The sequence below is a fragment of the Streptomyces sp. NPDC026417 genome, from assembly GCF_055567695.1.
Genome location: NZ_JBVHPY010000006.1, coordinates 160,588 through 178,867, shown reverse-complemented (window position 1 = coordinate 178,867; position 18,280 = coordinate 160,588). Strand labels below are relative to the sequence as shown.

The following is an 18,280-nucleotide window of genomic DNA, read 5'->3' as shown; positions in this document are numbered from 1 at the left end:
CGCGCATCAGTAGGCCCCCTGGCCGTAGAGCACCGCACGCAGCGTCTTCCACAGGATCACCGTGTCCAGGGCGAGCGACCAGTCCTCCACGTACCGCAGGTCGAGCCGTACCGCCTCCTCCCACGACAGGTCGCTGCGCCCGCTGATCTGCCAGAGCCCGGTGAGTCCGGGCTTGACCAGCAGCCGCCGCCGGATGTCCGGTCCGTACGCGGCGGATTCCTCGGGCAGCGGAGGCCGCGGACCGACGAGCGACATCGACCCGGTGAGTACGTTGAAGAGCTGCGGGAGCTCGTCGATCGAGTACCGGCGCAGCACCGAGCCCAGCCGGGTCACCCGCGGATCCCGGCGGAGCTTGAACAGCGGGCCGGCGCCCTCGTTGCGGTCGGCCAGCTCGGCCTTCGCCACATGGGCCCCGGCAACCATGGTGCGGAACTTGAGGATGGTGAACTCGCGGCCGTCCTTGCCGACTCGGCGCTGCCGGTAGAAGGCGCCGCCGCGGCTGTCGAGGAGCACGAGCAGTCCGACGAGGACCATGAGCGGCGCGAAGAGCAGCAGCAGGATCGCCGCGCCCAACCGGTCGACGACCTCCTTCACCGCCCGGCGCCCCCCGGTGAAGGTCGGCATGCTGACCCGCAGCAGCGGGATCCCGAGCACCGCGTCGACGTGCAGCCGCGGGCCGGCGACCTCCATCAGCACGGGGGCCACGACCATGTCGGCGTCGCTGCCCTCGAGGTTCCAGGCCAGCCGCTGCAGCCGGTCCGGTGACCAGTGCGGATCCGGTGTGACCGCGACGACCCGGTAGCCGTCGCGACGGACGTGGCCCGCGACGTCCACCAGCCGCCCGACGACCGGCACTCCGTCCAGCTGGTCGTCGTCGAGTCCGAGACCGTCCGTCGTGCACACCGCGTCCACCCGCCAGCCGAGATGCGGGAATCTGCGCGTACGGGCGATGAGATCGCGGACGGTTGCCGGGCTACCGGCAGCCAGTACCGGTCTCAGGCAGCGCCCTTCGTTCCGCTGTTTGTGCAGCCAGAGACGGAGCAGATAGCGCGCCGTCATGGTGACCATGGCGATCGCGGGGATCGCGACGAAGATCCAGAGTTTGATGTTGCGTGAGGTGAGCGCGATCCCGCCGAGTGCCAGCACGACCGTCGCCGCGAACAGTGAACGGCCGAGTCTGCGGAACTCCTCGGCGCCCTGGCCGAGCACGACCGGAGCCCACGCCCGGCTCACCGCCAGCGCCCCCAGCACCAGCAACTCGGTGCCGAATGCGAGAATGCCCCATTTCTCGTGCCAGTTGGCCGCGTCCCGGGCCCCGAAGAAGTTGCCGATCGCGGCCACCACCAATGCGGTGGCCGCGGTGTCGCTGATGATCACGGCACGGCGGTACCGCTGCTCCCAGTCGCTCGCGGGCCGGCTGACCGGCCCGTTCGCCAGACGCTCGCGCGTCGTCGGAAACGGGCCGACTAATCCCCCCTGCGTCACAGAACCCCCCAGGTTCCCAGTGATTCGACGTTTTCGCCCAACACTGTTCCTCCCCCTCGGGGGGTCCCCACCCCCCCGCGCAGTTCCTCCCCTCGGGAGGCCCCCGCCTCCCGCACTGTCCCTCCCCCGGGAGGCCCCCGCCTCCCGCACATCACATCCCGGCCGCGTCAGCGCCGCGTGAGCGATCCACCCGGACGGCAGCCGAAGTCCCGTGCCCTGCCCCATAGGTGAGGTACGTGGGAACCCGCCTGAACCACGGGTGTTCCCCTCACCCAAGGGCCCCCTTCGGACTCCAGGAATCGATCATCCACATGTCCGACGCCGGACAGGCCGCATTCGGCTGTCCGCAGCGCCCAACCCATAGATCATCATTTGTCGGCTCGTGTCCCGGCATGCGAAGCAGGGTCAATCTAGACCATGAAGACCCACCTGAAGAGAGGGATGTGTGCAATTTGTACTTAAGATTTAGAGCTGATTACATGAATCGGCCGTCGTCCGCGGTTTCCCGGATGTCGAAAATGCCTTCTGACCTGTGACGATGGGGAGTTACGCGGAGTGTCGGCGTCGGCACCCCCAGGCATCACCGCCCCGGTGCCGTGTCGAAACGATCAGATCGCAACATGCGAACGGGCCGGCCGGACGTGGTCCTCGACCGTGAGATCCACAGCCGCGCACACGGCGACCGAGCAGCGAGTGGGCTCCCGATCCTCAACCCGCCCGTCCCGCGGCCGCGTTGAGCACGAGTCAGCGGGACGACGGAGACGCATCCCGGCGCCCCGGCCCGCCACGACCGGCTCGGCCCGCACGTCACCGGTGCGCTGACCTCGCACGGTATCCACAGCCTCCATTCAGGACTAGGTTGTCAGGTGAGACCCCGGTCCCCGGTATCGATGCTGTGTCCAGCTCCCGGGGAGGCCCACCGTGTTCGTTCTGCTTCTCGTCCTGATCGTGCCGCTGTTCGGCCTCGGTTTCCTTCACCCGCTCTGGTGGCTGGCCGCCGCGCTGGTCCTCTTCGCCGCCGTCCGCCACGACCGCGATCGCGGCGGCGGTTCGGAGGAGTACCGGGACTACAAGGACCGGCGGGACCGTCAGGAGCGCTGGGACCGTCGCTACAGCCGCCAGAACCGGGCGCACTGGAGACGCGAGGACCGGCGCGACCGCGAACGCCACTGGTGATCCCGAAGTGGCCCTGCAACGACAGGAGTTGCGGGACCACCACCGCCGAGCCCGACCCTTCAGCCAGTCGAGAGGTACGCCATGCAACGCACAACCATGCTCCAGGAGGACTGGTGGAAGCTGCGGGCGGAGGCCACGTGGGGGAACCCGGGGACGGAAGAGGACGTCGAGGTCCTGCGGAGCCAGAACGACCAGCTGCGACGGGCCCTGGCCGGCCGGGCGGTCGTCGACCAGGCCCGCGGCATGGTGATGGTCCTGACCCCCTGCACCCGCGGGGCGGCGAGAAGTCTGCTCGTGAACGTCTCACGGCAGTGCGGCACCAGGCTTCCGGAGGTGGCCGCAGCCATGGTCGCCGCCTGGGAGGGCGAGCCGCTCCCGGACCGGATGCAGCGCGCGCTGCGACGAACGCTCCGCACCTTCCACGCACAGAACCGGCAGTGCAACACGCGGCGGCCGGCCGGGTCGTCCGTATAGGGATGGGGAGAGGTCATGATGCGCACAGCCGACGTCCGGGAATGGCGCGAACGCGATGTCGTGGACGCCGAGTCGCACAGAATCGGTGTCCTGGAGGCGGTCTATGTGGACACCACCACCGATGAACCGGCCATGGCCACGGTACGCATCGGACTGCCCACCCGGCGCCGTCTGGTCTTCGTACCCCTCGACGACGCGGTCACCGGACCGGACTACCTGAGGATCGGGTACGCCAGAGCACTGGTGAAGCAGGCCCCTTCCATCGGCGTGGACGACGTCCTGCCCGCCGGCCAGGAGGAAGCGATCTTCAAACACTACGGACTGCCCTACCGGGCCGGCGCGGCCGGAGAACGTCAACTGGCACGCCGCTGACGGCGTCCGGGCAGGACGACCGCCGCAGGCGGCGCGGGCGCACCGCCATGTACTCGTGGCCGCCCGCGGGCGGGCACGAACCGGCAACACATCACGTACGACGCACCAGTCCGTACACGCGGGCCGCGAGGCCCCGTCCGCAGGCGGGCAGGCTGTCCGGGAAGCGAGGCGGAATGACCGGCATACGCGCGATGACCCTCTACCGGCGCGGCAGCCGGGCGACCGTCTTCCTGGTGGGTGAGATCGACGCGGACACCGCTCCCGCCGTGGGTGCCGCCGTCGAGGACTGCATCAGCCGGGAGACGGGCGGCGTGGACGTCGAACTGGCCGGCGTCAGCTTCTGTGACGCCAGCGGCCTGAACGTCTTCCTCGCCGCTGCCCTCAGCGCGGAGGCCGGCGGATGCCGGCTGCGGCTTCGTCACCCCACACCCGCCGTCCGCCGGGTGTGGGATCTCACCGGCACCGCGACCCTGCTGGACGCCGCCCGGCCCGACGCCGCGGTTCCGCCCCCGGGGAGTGCGCGTCGGCGGCCCCGGGCCGGGGCCGCCGACGGCCTCCGGTGATCAGTGACCGCATGGCCGCCCTCCTCGGCATGCTCCAGCGGCGCGACGCCTCCTGCAGCGGCGCCGGCGTCGCCGCTGCCATGGCCGCCGCGCTGGCCGTGGACGGCGTGACCGTCTCGCTCACTTACGGACCCGCCCCCGGTGAGACTCTGTGGGCCTCCGACGGCACCTCCCGCGGCTTCGAGGATCTGCAGGCGACCCTCGGCGAGGGGCCGGGCGTGGACTGCCTGGTCGTCGGCACCGCGGTGGGCGTGCCCGATCTGACGCGGGTGCGCCGCGACCGGTGGCCCGCGCTGGTCGTGGAGGTGCCGGGCCAGGCGGCGCGGGCGGTGTTCTGCTTCCCCCTGCGGGTCGGTGCGATCGTCCTCGGCAGTCTCACTCTCGTCCGACGGGCGCCCGGCCGACTGACCCAGGGGCAGACCGATGACGCCCTGGCTCTGGCGTTCGCCCTGGCGATGCACCTGATGGACCCCGGCCCTCCCGCGCTGCCGCCACCCGAGGAGTCGGACGGACCGCCCCTGCTCAACGCCGTCGTCCACCAGGCGACCGGGATGGCCGGCGTCCAGCTCGCCGTCTCCCCGACCGACGCCCTGCTGCGTCTGCGCGCCCACGCCTACGGCAGCGGCCGCACCCTCTCCGACACCGCTCACGACATCGTGGCCGGACGGCTTCGGCTGGCCCCCGGCACCGACCCACCCCCGCCCGCCGCAGACAAGGACTGATTCCATGACCACCCGTGAACAGCAAGTCACCGAGGTCTTCGTCGAAGTCGCCGACTCCCTGGTGGCCGACTTCGACGTCATCGACTTCCTGCAGCGGCTGTCCGTGCGCTGCGTGGAGCTCCTGGACGCGGCGGCCGTCGGCATCCTGCTCGCGGACAAGGACGACGTCCTGCACGTCCTCGCGGCCTCCGACGAACACACCCGGCTGCTGGAGCTCTTCGCCCTCCAGCACGACCAGGGGCCCTGCGTCGAGTGCTACCGCAACGGCCGGGCCCGCACCGACATCGACCTCACCGATCCGCAGGTCACCGCCGACTGGCCGCACTTCACCAGCGGTGCCCGGGAGACGGGGTTCGTGGCCACCGACGTCCTGCCGCTGCGGCTGCGCGGCCGGGTCATCGGCACCCTCGCCCTGTTCCACACCACCCCCGGCACCCTCAGCCCCGAGGACCTCACCCTCGCCCAGGCCCTGGCCGACGTCGCGACGATCGCGATCCTCCAGCAACGCACCCTGTCCCACGCCGAGGCCGAACGCGACCAGCTCCAGTACGCCCTCACCAACCGCATCATCATCGAGCAGGTGAAAGGCGTCCTCGCCGAACGCTGGCACCTGAGCGTCGACGAGACCTTCGGCACCCTGCGCGCCTACGCCCGCGCGCACCATCTCAAGCTGTCCCAGCTGGCCCGGGACATCACCGACGGCAGGTTCGACACCCGGCAGATCCGCGCCACACCGGCACCCCCGTTCCCGCACACGTCCCGGCGCCCGGGGCCCTGACTGCCGCGGCGGGTCCGTGCCGAGGGCGCCCGGCCGGACCCGCACGGCGGCCACAGCCGCCCTCACCTGCCGGGTCTCACCACGAGACGAACCGTATGCTGACGCCCATGAGGCGGACTTCCTTTGCTCAGTGGCCCTGCTCGATCGCGCGGACCATGGATCTGCTCGGGGACTGGTGGACGCCCTTGGTGCTGCGTGAGGCGTTCTACGGGATCCGGCGGTTCGACGCCTTCCAGGAGTCGCTCGGCATCGCCCGCAACACCCTGACGGACCGGCTGCGGAGGCTGGTGGACGAGGGTCTGCTGGAGAAGCGCCCGTACCAGACCGAGCCGGTCCGCCACGATTACGTGCTCACCGAGAAGGGGCGGGACTTCTACGGAGTGCTGCTCGTGATGAACCGCTGGGGAGACCGCTGGCTGGCGGAGGAAGCGGGCCCGCCGGTCGTCATCCACCACGACACCTGCGGGCAGGAGAGCCACGCCCGAGTGGTGTGCTCCGGTTGCGGTGAGCCGATGACGGCGGACAACGCGCACCCCCGGATGGGCCCCGGATACCCGCCGCACCTGGCCCAACGGCCGGACGTGCGGGAGCGGTTCGCGGACTGACCTGATCGACCGCCGCCCCGCCTCTCCCCCTTGACAGGTGAGTCTATCTACGCAACTTTACTGGTCAGAGAGTTTCCGTAGAAGCCTGATGGATGCAGAGGGAGGCGGCAGCTCCATGGAATGGACGGGCGCGCGCTACGCGGACGGGCCGACGGTCGAGGTGGAGACCCGCATAGCCGTCCCACCGGAGCAGGTGTGGCCCCTGGTGTCCGACATCGAGCTGATGCCGCGCATCAGCACGGAACTGCGGTCCGCCCACTGGCTGGACGGTGTGACCGGGCCCACCCTCGGAGCCCGTTTCGTCGGGCGGAGCAGGCACGAGTCGCTGGGCGAGTGGTCCACCACCTCGCACGTCGTCGCCCACGAGCCGCCCCACCTCTTCGCCTGGGCGGTCGAGGACCCCGAACACCCCACCGCCCTGTGGAGGTTCACCCTCGAACCGGACGCGGGCGGCACACTGCTCCGGCAGTGGATGCGGATGGGACCGGCCCGTTCCGGCCTCTCCCTCGCCATCGACCGCATGCCGGACCGGGAACAGAAGATCGTCTTCGTCCGCATGCGCGAGTTCGAGGCCGGCATGACCGCCACGGTCGCTGCGATCAAGGACCTGGCCGAGCGGACCGCCAACCCCGAAGGGGCAGAGGCCTGATGCGTACCTCGACCACGATCGAAGCCTCCGGCGGCGACTGGCGCGAAACGGTCGACTACGTCGTCGAGGCGGAGAAACTCGGCCTGGACATCTGCTGGGTGGCCGAGGCCTGGGGCTCCGAGGCTCCCTCGCCGCTCGGCTATCTCGCCGCGAGGACCGACCGCCTGCTGCTCGGCTCCGGCATCATCCAGCTCGGCACGCGCACGCCGACGGCGATCGCCCGCGCCGCCATCACCCTGTCGCAGATCTCCCAGGGCCGGTTCCTGCTCGGACTCGGTCCCTCCGGCCCCCAGGTGATCGAGGGGCTGCACGGCGTGCCCTTCGCCCGCCCGCTGGCACGGATGCGCGAGACCGTCGAGATCGTCCGCCGGGCCGCCACCGGGGAGAAGATCTCCTACTCCGGCCGGGAGTTCCGGATCCCGCTGCCGGGCGGAGAGGCGAAGCCCATGCGCCTGTCGATGCGCGCCGAACACGACATCCCCGTCTACCTGGCGACGCTCTCGCCGAAGATGCTGCACCTGACCGGTGAGATCGCCGACGGCTGGCTCGGTACCAGCTTCGTCCCCGAGGGCGCCGGCGAGGCGTACTTCGCCCACCTGGACGCGGGCCTCGCCGCCGCCGGCCGGACCCGCGCCGACCTCGACATCTGCCAGGGCGCCGAAGTCGCGTTCGCCGAGGACGAGGACGCCCTCCGTGCGATGGTCGCCGGACGGAAGAAGGAGCTGGCCTTCAGCCTCGGCGGCATGGGCTCCACGTCCGTGAACTTCTACAACCAGGCGTACAGCCGCCAGGGTTGGGCGGAGGTGGCGGCCGAGGTGCGGACCCGCTGGCAGGCCGGGGACCGGGAGGGTGCCACCGGGCTGGTCACCGACGAGATGGTGCTGGCGACCACGCTGATCGGGACGGAGGACATGGTCCGCGAGCGGCTGCGCGTCTGGCGCGACGCCGGTGTGGACACCGTCCGCCTCTACCCCGCCGGCGACACCCTCGACGCACGGCTGACGACGCTGGGCCGGGCTCTCGCACTGGTCCGCGACATCGAGGGCGAGGCGGTGCGGTAGCCGGGGAGCACGCCCCCTCCTGTACCCGGCGCAGTGGCCGGCCGGGTCCCGCAACGTTCGTGCAACGTCGTGCGGGGTTGGCTGACCGCAGCCGGCCGAGACCGTCGCCGCCGGGCCGAGCACGGCCGGGGCGGGGCCGTCGGCGTGACCTCCGAGGACGGGAGTTACCGCAGTGGACACGACCCCGCGCGTCGAACTGACTCCGGCCGCCGCCGGGCTGCTGGGGCGGCTGCGGGCGCTGCACGGGCCCCTGATGTTCCACCAGTCCGGCGGCTGCTGCGACGGCAGTGCCCCGATGTGCTACCCGGACGGCGAGTTCCGCACCGGCGCCTCCGACGTCCTGCTCGCCGAACTGGAGGTGGCGGGGGTCGAGGAGCGGGTGCCGTTCTGGATGTCGAGGAGCCAGTACGAGGTGTGGAGCCACACCCGGCTGATCGTCGACGTCGTTCCGGGACGGGGCAGCGGCTTCTCGCTGGAGGCACCCGAAGGAGTGCGTTTTCTGATCCGTTCCCGCCTCGTCGGCACGTAGCCACCGGCACGGCCACCGCCGTCTGGTGCACTCCCCCTGATACCTGGGACAGTTGACGAGACATCAGGGGGGACTGTGACGCGTCGCACCGCACGGTTCAGAACGGTACTGACGGCTCTGGCGGCGTGGAGTGCGCTGGCCGGAGCCGCCCTGACGACGGCGACACCGGCCGCCGCCGAGGAGACCGGCACGGAGATCGCGCCGGGCGTGCGCTACACGGAGTTCGACCTGGCGGCGGCCAAGGGCGTGACCCACGCCCATCTGCTCACCGTCGATCTGCGCGCCTCCCGCGTGAGCGTCGGCCTGCTCCATCCCGGGGCCGTGGCCTCCCGGGCCCCCGTCTCGCAGCTCGCCGGCTCCCAGGGGGCCGTGGCCGGCGTGAACGGCGACTTCTTCAACATCACCGAGACCCAGCATCCCGGGATCGAGGCGACGGGCGCCCCCGTCGGCCCGGCCATCGCGAGCGGGCGCCCGCTCAAGGCCGCGGTTCCGGACGGACAGCGCTTCGGCCCGGCCCTGCCGCCCGGGACCACCACCAAGGACGTCCTGGGCGTGGGCGTCGACGGCAGAGCCCGGCTGGACAGCCTGGCCCTCGACGGTTCCGTGCGCACCCAGGACGGGCCGTTCGCACTCGGCGGGCTCAACCAGTACGCGCTGCCGGAGGGTTCGGTCGGCGCGTTCACCTCGGACTGGGGGAATGTCTCGCGGGCCCGGGCCGTGTGCGGCACGGACACCGACCGCGCCGCTCCCTGCAGTTCGGACAGCTACGAGGTGACGGTGCGCAAGGGCCGGGTGGTATCGGCGGCGGACAGCCCGGGCAGCGGTCCGATCGCCGTCGGCACCACCGTCCTGGTCGGCCGGGAGGCGGGGGCCCAGTGGCTGCGCAAACTGTCGACGGGTGAGCGGGTCCAGGTGCGGCACCGTCTGGTGGCGGCGCGGTCCCGGGTCGCGTACCGCTTCGCGCTCGGCGGATATCCGGTCGTCACCGGCGGCCGGCCGCTGCCCGGGCTGGACGACACGACGTCGGCCGTACGGACCGCGGCCGGGATCGGGGACGGCGGGCGGCGCCTGTTCCTGCTCGCCACCGACGGGGCGCCCGCGTACCGCAGCGGCCTGACCATCGCCGAAGTGGCGTCTGCGCTACGGGCCTTGGGCGCCGACGAGGGCTTCAGCCTGGACGGCGGCGGCTCCACGACGCTGGTGGCCCGGGAGCCCGGGGCGCCCGCCGTCACCGTACGCAATCACCCGAGCGGCGGGGCCGAGCGGCCGGTGCCCAACGGCATCGGGGTGTTCGCCGGGTCCTGAACTCAGGGGTTGAGGCTGCTCACGATGTCCGCCGTCGCGGTGAGCCCGTCGTTGATGGTGGGTGCCATGCTCGTGCTCGCCAGGTAGAAGCCGAGCAGGACGCAGACCAGGGCGTGCGAGAGCTTCAGTGCGCCGTTGCGCAGGAAGACCACCGCCAGGATCAGCAGCAGCACCACCACAGAGATGGAAATGGCCATCGTCAACCTCCTCCGCCACGTCGACACCGCGGCATTCGGCCGCAAGTGTCGCGTAGCGGAGGGTTCTTCCGGGCTGCTGACGTGTCCTCCGAACGTGTGGTGTTCTACCGCGCGTCGTGAGCGTCGAGGAACCTTTCGAGTCCGGCCAGGTCATCGGTGTTGAGGTGGTCGACGTCGGCGGCGACGAGTTCGCCCCAGAGTGCCTCTCGCGCCGGTCCCGCCAGATCCGGGGTGGCCCAGAAGCGCACCCGCTGCCCGCGGGAGTGCGCCGCCGCCGTGATGCCGCGCAGCTTCTGCCGTTCGGCGTCCGGGAACGGGCCGACGCCCTGCCAGGTGAAGTTGAGTGTCCAGTTGTCGCTGATCAGCGGCACGAAGGAGGCGGGTGCCGCGGTGCCGAGGTCCGTGAGCCGGCCGTCGTAGAAGGCGCGCCGTACGCGCTGTGCCTCCATCGGGGCGCGGGCGGCGCGGTCACCGGAGACCACGGCGGTGACCGCGCCGGGATGCACCCGTCCGTGCGCGTAGGTGGTGAACAGGTGCCGGTGACGCCGTAGGTGGCGGTCGAGTTCGAGGTAGGTCGAGGAGCCCTCGGTCTTGATGTCGATGAGCAGTTGCAAGGGCCTGCGGTATCCCCGGTACACGGCGCCGTGGTTGGCCCGGACGCGCGCGGCGAGCGGGTCCAGGTAGAGGGCTTCGAGGGTACGGGCGGGGTCCAGGTCGGCCGGGTCGTGGGCGACGAGGAGCTGGTCGCCCACGAGGTAGATGTCGGCCTCGACGCTGGCGAAGCGGTGGTCGAGTGCGTCGAGGAGGGGCCGCGGGTGCTCGTAGTCGTTGTGCGCGTGGGCGCGCCGCAGGGGACGCGCGCGGTGCCCGCGCTCGCCCGCCCACGCGGCCGCAGCGGGCAGCGTGACGGAGCCCGCGAGGGCGGCGCCGAAGGTGGTGAGGGCTCTGCGGCGGGTGGTGGGTGCCATGCTCTGCCTCCCTGGGGGTGCCCTGCGGGACGGGTGGGGCGCCGCCCGTCCCGGGCGAAGTCGGGTCGGGGAGAGTATGCGGTGCCTCCTCCGCCAAGGAGCAGGGGTGTGCGGGGAGTTGGCCGGACCGCCGCCGTCGGTTCACCTCGCCGGGGGCGCGGACAGGCCGAAGGCCCGCCCCGTGCGGGGCGGGCCTTCGGCGGAGTCGTGCGGGGTGTCAGGGTGCCCGCAGGTCGACCAGTTCGGCCAGTTCCTCCCGCTGCCGGCCCGCCGTGCCGTACGCGATGGAGTCGGCCTTGGCCCGCTTCAGGTACAGGTGGACCGGGTGCTCCCACGTCATGCCGATGCCACCGTGCAGCTGGAGGGCCTCCTCGGCGGCGTGGACGGCGACCGGTGCCGCGTACGCCCCGGCGACGACCACCGCGACGTCGGTGTCCGTGCTGCCCGTGGCCAGCGCGTCGGCGGCGTTGCGGGCGGCGGCCCGCAGGCCCACGACTTCCAGCCACAGCTGCGCGAGCCGGTGCTTGAGCGCCTGGAAGCCGCCGACGGGCCGGTTGAACTGCTTGCGCTCCTTGAGGTGGCGGACCGTCTCGGTCAGGCACCAGTCGGCGAGGCCGAGTTGCTCGGAGGCGAGCAGCCCGGCGCCGGAGCGCAGCGCCCGGTGGACCGCCGACGCGGCGTCGCGGCCGACGATCCGCGCCGGGGCTCCGTCGAGGACGACCGTGGCGACGGGCCGGGTGAGGTCGAGGGAGACCTGTGGCGTGATGGTGACGGCGTCGGCGTCCACGGCGTACAGCGCGCCGTCCTCGGCCGGGACCAGCAGCACATCGGCGACGGCCGCGTCCGCGATGCCGGTCAACTCCCCGGACAGGGCGCCGTCTTCGTGACGTACGGTCTTGGGCGTGCCGGCGGGTGCGACGGAGAGCGCGACGGCCAGCACGCCGATCGTGCGACCGGACGCCAGGGCGGTCAGCAGCGTGGCCGCCTCGTCGCCGTCGCACGCCAGCAGGGCCTCCGTCGCGACGACCGCGCTGGTGAGGTAGGGCACGGGTGCGACCGCGCGGCCCAACTCCTCCAGTACGACGGCGGCTTCACGGTGCGTGGCACCCTGGCCGCCGCGCGACTCGGGGACCAGGAGACCGGCCAGACCCATGCTCTCGGCGAGCGCCTTCCACAGGGCGCGGTCGTGCGGGGCATCGGTCTCGGAGCGGGCGATGACGCCCGCCGCGTCGCAGTGGTCGGCGAGGAGGTCGCGGACGGCGGCGCGCAGCGCCTCTTCCTCCTCCGAGTAGAGCAGATCCGTCATCGGGCCAGGTCCTTCCAGGCGACGTCCTTGTCGGTGCGGGGCTCGGAGGGCAGGCCCAGCACGCGTTCGGCGACGATGTTCAGCAGGACCTCGCTGGTCCCGCCCTCGATGCTGTTGCCCTTGGAGCGGAGGTAGCGGTACCCGGCGTCACGGCCGGTGAAGTCGACCAGTTCCGGCCGGCGCATCGTCCAGTCCCCGTACAACAGGCCCTCCTCGCCGAGGAGTTCGACCTCCAGGCCGCTGATCTCCTGGTTGAGCCGGGCGAATCCGAGCTTCATCCCGGAGCCCTCGTGGCCGGGCTGGCCCGCGACGAGCTGCTGGCGCAGCCGCTCACCGGAGAGCCGGGCGACCTCGGCCTCGACCCACAGCTTCAGCAGTCGCTGGTGCGTGTCGTGGGTGCGCAGCTCGGGGCGTTCGCGCCAGGTCCTGGCGACGGGGCCGATCATGCCGCCCTCGCGCGGGATGCGCATGCCGCCGATGGACACGCGCTCGTTCATGAGCGTGGTCTGCGCGACCCGCCAGCCGTCGCCGACCTCGCCCAGGCGGAGGGAGTCGGGGATGCGGACGTCGGTGAGGAAGACCTCGTTGAACTCCGCCTCGCCGGTGATCTGGCGCAGCGGCCGGACGTCGACGCCGGGGTCGGTCATGTCGCAGAGGAAGTAGGTGATGCCGCGGTGCTTGGGCAGATCCGGGTCGGTGCGGGCGATGAGGATGGCCCAGCGGGCGAGGTGGGCGCTGGAGGTCCACACCTTCTGCCCGTTGACCACCCAGGTGTCGCCCTCGCGGACCGCGCGGGTGCCGAGGGCGGCCAGGTCGGACCCGGCGCCGGGCTCGCTGAAGAGCTGGCACCAGACCTCCTCGCCGGTCCACAGCGGGCGCAGCAGGCGCCTCTTCAGCTCCTCGTCGCCGTACTGGAGGATGGTCGGCGCGGCCATGCCGAGGCCGATGCCGATGCGCCGCGGGTCGTTGTCGGGGGCGCCGGCGGCCGCCAGTTCGGCGTCCACGACGGCCTGGAGGGTACGGGGGGCGCCCAGGCCGCCGAGTCCGGCGGGGAAGTGCACCCAGGCGAGGCCGGCGTCGAAGCGGGCCCTGAGGAAGTCGAGGCGGTCGGTGCTCGCGGGCGGATGTGCCGCCAGCAGCTCCCGGGTGCGGCGGCGCAGCCCGGCGGCGTCGGGTGCGCCGTCCTCGCGTGCGGTGTCGGTCATGCGTCTGCTCCGTTCTCCAGGGAGGGCACCACGGCGACGCGTCCCGTCGTGGTCCCGTCGGCGACGCGCTGTACGGCCGCCGCGGCGCCGGCCAGCGGCACCCGCTCGCTGACGAGTGGCTTGATCGCGCCGCGTGCGGCGAGTTCGGTGAGCTGCTCGTGGCAGTGCTGGACCAGCTTCGGGTTCTTGGTGTTGTACAGGCCCCAGTGCAGGCCGAGGATCGCGTAGTTCTTGACGAGCGCGTGGTTCAGGCCCGGGCTGGGGATCGAGCCGCTCGCGAAGCCCACGACGACGATCCGGCCCTCGAAGGCGACGACCTTCGTGGACTGTGTGTACGCCTCGCCGCCGACGGGGTCGTAGACGACGTCGGCGCCCCGGCCGCCGGTGGCCTCCTTCACGGCCGCGATGACGTCCTCGGAGCGCCGGTCGACGACGACGTCGCAGCCGAGGTCGCGGGCGACGGCGGCCTTGTCGGCCCCGCCGACGACGCCGATGACCCTGGCTCCGGCGGCCTTGCCGAGCTGCACCGCCGCGCTGCCGACGCCTCCGGCGGCGGCGTGGACGAGCAGGGTCTCCCCCGCCTCCAGCCGGGCGCGCCGGTGCAGGCCGAACCAGCCGGTCTGGTAGCCGATGTGCAGGGCGGCGGCCTCCGCGTCGTCGAGGGCGTCGGGTGCGGGCAGTACGGCCGCCGCGTCCGCGACGGCGTACTCGGCGAAGCCTCCGTGCGGGAGCGCGGGGTTGGCGAGGACGCGCCGGCCGTCCTCGGTCTCGCCGCAGATCTCCACGCCGGGCGTGAACGGCAGGGGCGGCCTGACCTGGTACTGCCCCCGGCACATCAGCGCGTCGGGGAAGTTGATGTTCGCGGCGCGCACCTTGAGCAGGAGCTGACCCGCGCCGGGCACCGGCCGCTCCACGTCCGCGAGCCGCATCACCTCGCTCGGCTCGCCGTTCTGGTGCACTTGCCATGCCTGCATGCGGGGCCTCCACGGGACTGCTTCGTCTGACCGGGCTCGATCGCATACTAAGCGGTCGCTTGCCGATCAGGGAACAGTCGCGTCCGTCACGACGCGGCAGCCCTGCCGGGCCGGGCCCTGACGTGCATCCGCTCGCCCTGGGGACCGAAGAGGCTCAGGAACTCGACGGGCCCCTCCCCCGTGGACCCGAACCAGTGCGGGACGCGCGTGTCGAACTCGGCGGCCTCGCCGGGGCCCAGCACCACGTCGTGCTCGCCCAGCACGAGCCGGAGTCGCCCGGAGAGCACGTAGAGCCACTCGTAGCCCTCGTGGGTGCGCGGATCGGGCTCCTGCCGGCGCACGGGTTCGAGGACCTTGTAGGCCTGGAGGCCGCCGGGTTGGCGGGTCAGCGGCCAGTGCGTGCGGCCGTTGCGCCGGATCGGCTCGGCCCGTACGCGCGGGTCGTCGACCGGCGGGGCGCCGACCAGTTCGTCCAGCGCGACCTTGTGGGCGCGGGCGATCGGCAGCAGCAGTTCGAGGCTGGGGCGCCGCAGCCCGGACTCCAGGCGCGAGAGGGTGCTGACCGAGATGCCGGTCGCCTCGGAGAGTCCCGCGAGCGTGGCGCCCCGCTCCTTGCGGATCCGCCGCAGCCGGGGGCCGACGCCCGCCAGGACCGCGTCCGCACCCGCCTGATCCGTCCGGTCGGCCTGCGTTTCGTCCGTCCGCGCTTCGCTCATGACCGTATTGCAGATTCGGCAAAGACATTTGTCAAGACGGCAGCCGTCGGCGACCTTCTGAGTGGAGGTGGTCACCATGACCGGAACATACGAGGCGGTCGTCGTCGGAGGCGGCACGGCAGGACTGTCGGCGGCGCTGGTGCTCGGCCGGGCCCGGCGCAGCACACTCGTCGTCGACGCCGGGGAGCCGCGCAACGCGCCCGCCGCCCACATGCAGGGCTATCTGTCCCGCGACGGCATGCCGCCCGCCCGGTTCCTCGCCCGGGGACGGCAGGAGGTCGAGGGGTACGGCGTGGAACTGGTCCGGGACCGTGCCGTGGAGGCGTCGGGGGACGGCGCGGGCGAGTTCGACGTGACGCTCGCGAGCGGGCGCGCGGTGCACGCGCGCCGGCTGGTCGTCGCCACCGGCCTGGCCGACGAGCTGCCGCCGGTGCCGGGTCTCGCCGACCGCTGGGGGCGGGACGTCCTGCACTGCCCGTACTGCCACGGCTGGGAGGTGCGCGACGAGCCCTTCGGCGTCCTGGCGGGCGGTCCGGCGAGCGTCCACCAGGCCCTCGTGGTCAGCCACTGGTCGAAGGACGTACGGCTGTTCCTGCACACCGTCGAGGAGGACGCGCTCCCCGACGAGGACCTGCGCCGACTCGCCGCCGCCGGGGTCGACGTGGTGCCCGGCGAGGTCGCCGGACTCGTGGTCGCCGACGACCGGCTCACCGGGGTGCGTCTCGCCGACGGTTCGGTCCACGACCGCGCCGTGCTCTTCGTGGGTGCCCGCCTCGCCCCGCGCACGGAGCTGCTGCGGCAACTCGGCGCCGAGCATCACGAGACGGACTTCGGCACGTACCCGGTGGTCGACGGGACCGGGCGCACCACCGTGCCGGGCCTCTGGGCCGCGGGGAACGCCACGAGCCACGCCGAGCAGGTCGTGAACGCGGCGAGCGCCGGATACCGCGCCGCCGTCGCGCTCAACGGCGAGCTGCTGTTCGCGGACATCGACGCGGCGGTCGCCCGAGGCTGAGCCCCACGACCGTGGCCGAGACATGAGCGGCGGGCGCCGCTGGGGGTGTGCGAGCGGCGGCCGCGTTGCACCATGGCTCCATGCTGCTGAGCCGGCTCGCCCATGTGTCCCAGGAGGTCGCCGCCACCTCGGCGCGGTCCCGGAAGATCGCTCTGCTCGCCGAGCTGTTCCGCGACGCCGACGCCGACGACGTGCCGATCGTCATCCCGTATCTGGCCGGCAGGCTGCCGCAGGGCCGGCTCGGCATCGGCTGGAAGCTCCTCGGCACGCCGGTCCCGCCGGCCACCGAGGCGACCCTGACCGTGCACGAGGTGGACGCCCGCCTGACCGCGCTCGGCGCGGTCGGCGGCACCGGCTCCCAGGCCGAACGCAAGCGCCTGATGGGCGAACTGCTCGCCGCGGCCACCGAGGAGGAGCAGCGGTTCCTCTTCGGGCTGCTCACCGGAGAGGTGCGGCAGGGCGCGCTGGACGCCGTCGCCGCCGAGGGACTGGCGGCGGCGACCGGGACGCCCGCCGCCGACGTGCGGCGTGCGGTGATGCTCGCGGGGTCGCTGCAGACCGTGGCGCAGGCCCTGCTCGCGGAGGGACCCGGCGCCCTGGACGGCTTCCGGCTGACCGTGGGGCAGCCGGTCCTGCCGATGCTGGCGCACTCGGCGGCTTCCGTCTCCGAGGCCGTCGCGAAACTGGGCTCGTGCGCCGTCGAGGAGAAACTCGACGGCATCCGGGTGCAGGTCCACCGCGACGGCGACCGGGTCCGGGTCTACACGCGCACGCTCGACGACATCACCGACCGGCTGCCCGAGCTGACGGCGGCGGCACGGGAGCTGGCGGGAGAGCGCTTCATCCTGGACGGCGAGGTCATCGCGCTCGACGGGGACGGCAGGCCGCGCTCGTTCCAGGAGATCGCGGGGCGGGTCGGCTCCCGGGTGGACGTGGCCACGGCCGCCGCCGCGGTGCCCGTCTCCCCCGTCTTCTTCGACGCGCTGTCGGTCGACGGCCGGGATCTGCTCGACCTGCCGTTCACCGAGCGGCACGCGGAACTGGCGCGGCTGGTGCCCGAGCCGATGCGGGTACGACGCACCCTGGTGTCCGGTACGGACGAGGCCGACGCCGCCGAGACGTTCCTCGTGGACACGCTGGCCCGCGGACACGAGGGTGTGGTGGCCAAGGCCCTGGACGCGCCCTACAGCGCGGGCCGGCGCGGCGCCTCCTGGCTCAAGGTCAAGCCCGTGCACACCCTCGACCTGGTGGTGCTGGCCGCCGAGTGGGGCCACGGGCGGCGCACCGGCAAGCTCTCCAACCTGCACCTGGCCGCCCGCGGCGACGACGGGTCGTTCGTGATGCTGGGCAAGACGTTCAAGGGCATGACCGACGCCATGCTGGCCTGGCAGACCGAGCGCCTCCAGGAGCTGGCCGTCGACGACGACGGCCACGTGGTCACCGTACGGCCCGAACTCGTCGTCGAGATCGCCTACGACGGTCTGCAGCGGTCCACCCGCTATCCGGCCGGTGTCACCCTCCGCTTCGCCCGGGTGCTGCGCTACCGGGAGGACAAGGCCCCGGCCGAGGCCGACACCGTCGGCACGCTGCTGGCCGCCCACCCCGAGGTCGCGCCATGACCGCCCGGCGCAGCGCCGGCCTGCTGCTGTACCGGCACACCGAGGCCGGCCTCCAGGTGCTCCTCGGCCACATGGGCGGCCCCTTCTTCGCGCGGCGCGACGCGGGGGCGTGGACCGTGCCGAAGGGCGAGTACGAGCCGGACGAGCCCTCCTGGGACGCCGCGCGCCGCGAGTTCCAGGAGGAACTGGGACTGGCGCCGCCCGAGGGCGAGGCGGTTCCGCTCGGCGAGGTCGTGCAGTCCGGCGGCAAGATCGTCACGGCCTGGGCGATCGAGGCCGACCTCGACCCGGCCGACATGGTCCCCGGCACCTTCGCGATGGAGTGGCCCCCGAAGTCGGGGCGCGTCCAGGAGTTCCCGGAGCTCGACCGGGTGGAGTGGCTGGGACTGGAGCGGGCCCGGTCCGTGATCGTGCCGGCGCAGGCGGCGTTTCTCGACCGGCTCGCGGAGCACTCGGACTGAGGGCCGGTTCCGCGGGGCGGTGCCGGCTCCGGAGGAACCCTCCGCGTTGCGTACTGCCGTGCCGCGCGGGAGGGTCGAGAGACAGCCATGCTTCCAGGAG

The 18,280-nt window shown here is 72.6% G+C and carries 21 protein-coding genes; 14 read left to right on the top strand and 7 right to left on the bottom strand.

The genetic code is table 11. From position 1 onward, the window contains the following. Nucleotides 1–6: 6 nt before the first annotated feature. Nucleotides 7–1,485: a sugar transferase gene (locus ACZ4NT_RS12210; protein WP_121408493.1), complete on the bottom strand. Its 1,479-nt coding sequence runs from the start codon at nucleotides 1,483–1,485 to the stop codon at nucleotides 7–9. A 921-nt stretch (nucleotides 1,486–2,406) separates the two neighbouring features. On the opposite strand from ACZ4NT_RS12210, the gene ACZ4NT_RS12205 reads away from it, so the two are divergent. The 11 genes from ACZ4NT_RS12205 to ACZ4NT_RS12155 all read left to right on the top strand — a co-directional run bounded on the left by ACZ4NT_RS12205 (nucleotide 2,407) and on the right by ACZ4NT_RS12155 (nucleotide 9,719). Next, a complete protein-coding gene (locus ACZ4NT_RS12205) occupies nucleotides 2,407–2,661 on the top strand; it encodes a hypothetical protein (RefSeq protein ID WP_467725025.1) in 255 nt (84 codons plus the stop codon). Between the two features lie 81 nt (nucleotides 2,662–2,742). Beyond that, on the top strand, nucleotides 2,743–3,135 hold the full coding sequence (locus ACZ4NT_RS12200; RefSeq protein ID WP_467725023.1) for an ANTAR domain-containing protein: 393 nt from the start codon (nucleotides 2,743–2,745) through the stop codon (nucleotides 3,133–3,135). Between the two features lie 15 nt (nucleotides 3,136–3,150). Continuing rightward, nucleotides 3,151–3,507 (top strand): PRC-barrel domain-containing protein, encoded by a 357-nt coding sequence (locus ACZ4NT_RS12195; RefSeq protein ID WP_121408496.1) that lies wholly within the window; start codon nucleotides 3,151–3,153, stop codon nucleotides 3,505–3,507. Between the two features lie 173 nt (nucleotides 3,508–3,680). Further along, on the top strand, nucleotides 3,681–4,070 hold the full coding sequence (locus ACZ4NT_RS12190; protein WP_183117182.1) for an STAS domain-containing protein: 390 nt from the start codon (nucleotides 3,681–3,683) through the stop codon (nucleotides 4,068–4,070). Nucleotides 4,071–4,081: 11 nt separating this feature from the next. Then, entirely contained in the window at nucleotides 4,082–4,792 is a 711-nt protein-coding gene (locus ACZ4NT_RS12185) for an ANTAR domain-containing protein (protein WP_147464426.1), read from the top strand. Nucleotides 4,793–4,796: 4 nt separating this feature from the next. Next, nucleotides 4,797–5,570: a GAF domain-containing protein gene (locus ACZ4NT_RS12180; RefSeq protein ID WP_467725021.1), complete on the top strand. Its 774-nt coding sequence runs from the start codon at nucleotides 4,797–4,799 to the stop codon at nucleotides 5,568–5,570. Between the two features lie 107 nt (nucleotides 5,571–5,677). Further along, complete coding sequence (locus ACZ4NT_RS12175) at nucleotides 5,678–6,175, top strand: winged helix-turn-helix transcriptional regulator (protein ID WP_121408716.1); 498 nt, start codon at nucleotides 5,678–5,680, stop codon at nucleotides 6,173–6,175. Between the two features lie 115 nt (nucleotides 6,176–6,290). After that, entirely contained in the window at nucleotides 6,291–6,824 is a 534-nt protein-coding gene (locus tag ACZ4NT_RS12170; RefSeq protein ID WP_467725198.1) for an SRPBCC family protein, read from the top strand. Next, entirely contained in the window at nucleotides 6,824–7,885 is a 1,062-nt protein-coding gene (locus tag ACZ4NT_RS12165) for an LLM class flavin-dependent oxidoreductase (protein WP_121408501.1), read from the top strand. The genes ACZ4NT_RS12170 and ACZ4NT_RS12165 overlap by 1 nt, the downstream gene beginning before the upstream one ends. Nucleotides 7,886–8,057: 172 nt before the next feature. Then, nucleotides 8,058–8,414 carry a DUF779 domain-containing protein gene (locus tag ACZ4NT_RS12160; RefSeq protein ID WP_121408502.1) on the top strand — a complete coding sequence of 119 codons (357 nt, stop codon included), beginning with the start codon at nucleotides 8,058–8,060 and terminating at the stop codon, nucleotides 8,412–8,414. Between the two features lie 75 nt (nucleotides 8,415–8,489). Further along, complete coding sequence (locus ACZ4NT_RS12155) at nucleotides 8,490–9,719, top strand: phosphodiester glycosidase family protein (RefSeq protein WP_467725018.1); 1,230 nt, start codon at nucleotides 8,490–8,492, stop codon at nucleotides 9,717–9,719. 2 nt (nucleotides 9,720–9,721) lie between these two features. Here the strand turns inward: ACZ4NT_RS12155 and ACZ4NT_RS12150 are convergent, their stop codons facing one another. The 6 genes from ACZ4NT_RS12150 to ACZ4NT_RS12125 form a co-directional block, all read right to left on the bottom strand. Beyond that, the gene (locus ACZ4NT_RS12150; protein WP_121408504.1) at nucleotides 9,722–9,916 is read right to left on the bottom strand and encodes a hypothetical protein; all 195 of its coding nucleotides are present in this window, start codon (nucleotides 9,914–9,916) and stop codon (nucleotides 9,722–9,724) included. 104 nt (nucleotides 9,917–10,020) lie between these two features. Beyond that, entirely contained in the window at nucleotides 10,021–10,884 is an 864-nt protein-coding gene (locus ACZ4NT_RS12145) for a phosphatidylinositol-specific phospholipase C/glycerophosphodiester phosphodiesterase family protein (protein WP_121408505.1), read from the bottom strand. A 217-nt stretch (nucleotides 10,885–11,101) separates the two neighbouring features. Beyond that, nucleotides 11,102–12,190: an acyl-CoA dehydrogenase family protein gene (locus tag ACZ4NT_RS12140; protein WP_121408506.1), complete on the bottom strand. Its 1,089-nt coding sequence runs from the start codon at nucleotides 12,188–12,190 to the stop codon at nucleotides 11,102–11,104. Then, on the bottom strand, nucleotides 12,187–13,395 hold the full coding sequence (locus tag ACZ4NT_RS12135; protein ID WP_121408507.1) for an acyl-CoA dehydrogenase family protein: 1,209 nt from the start codon (nucleotides 13,393–13,395) through the stop codon (nucleotides 12,187–12,189). The genes ACZ4NT_RS12140 and ACZ4NT_RS12135 overlap by 4 nt, the downstream gene beginning before the upstream one ends. Further along, nucleotides 13,392–14,369 (bottom strand): NADPH:quinone oxidoreductase family protein, encoded by a 978-nt coding sequence (locus tag ACZ4NT_RS12130; protein ID WP_467725015.1) that lies wholly within the window; start codon nucleotides 14,367–14,369, stop codon nucleotides 13,392–13,394. Before ACZ4NT_RS12130 ends, ACZ4NT_RS12135 begins: the two co-directional genes overlap by 4 nt. An 86-nt stretch (nucleotides 14,370–14,455) precedes the next feature. Further along, complete coding sequence (locus ACZ4NT_RS12125) at nucleotides 14,456–15,085, bottom strand: helix-turn-helix domain-containing protein (RefSeq protein ID WP_467725013.1); 630 nt, start codon at nucleotides 15,083–15,085, stop codon at nucleotides 14,456–14,458. Nucleotides 15,086–15,161: 76 nt separating this feature from the next. Between ACZ4NT_RS12125 and ACZ4NT_RS12120 the strand changes: the two genes are divergently transcribed. The 3 genes from ACZ4NT_RS12120 to ACZ4NT_RS12110 all read left to right on the top strand — a co-directional run bounded on the left by ACZ4NT_RS12120 (nucleotide 15,162) and on the right by ACZ4NT_RS12110 (nucleotide 18,180). Continuing rightward, nucleotides 15,162–16,100: an NAD(P)/FAD-dependent oxidoreductase gene (locus ACZ4NT_RS12120; RefSeq protein ID WP_467725011.1), complete on the top strand. Its 939-nt coding sequence runs from the start codon at nucleotides 15,162–15,164 to the stop codon at nucleotides 16,098–16,100. 80 nt (nucleotides 16,101–16,180) lie between these two features. Beyond that, nucleotides 16,181–17,719 carry an ATP-dependent DNA ligase gene (locus tag ACZ4NT_RS12115; protein WP_467725009.1) on the top strand — a complete coding sequence of 513 codons (1,539 nt, stop codon included), beginning with the start codon at nucleotides 16,181–16,183 and terminating at the stop codon, nucleotides 17,717–17,719. Beyond that, nucleotides 17,716–18,180: an NUDIX domain-containing protein gene (locus ACZ4NT_RS12110; protein WP_121408510.1), complete on the top strand. Its 465-nt coding sequence runs from the start codon at nucleotides 17,716–17,718 to the stop codon at nucleotides 18,178–18,180. Before ACZ4NT_RS12115 ends, ACZ4NT_RS12110 begins: the two co-directional genes overlap by 4 nt. Nucleotides 18,181–18,280: the final 100 nt, after the last annotated feature.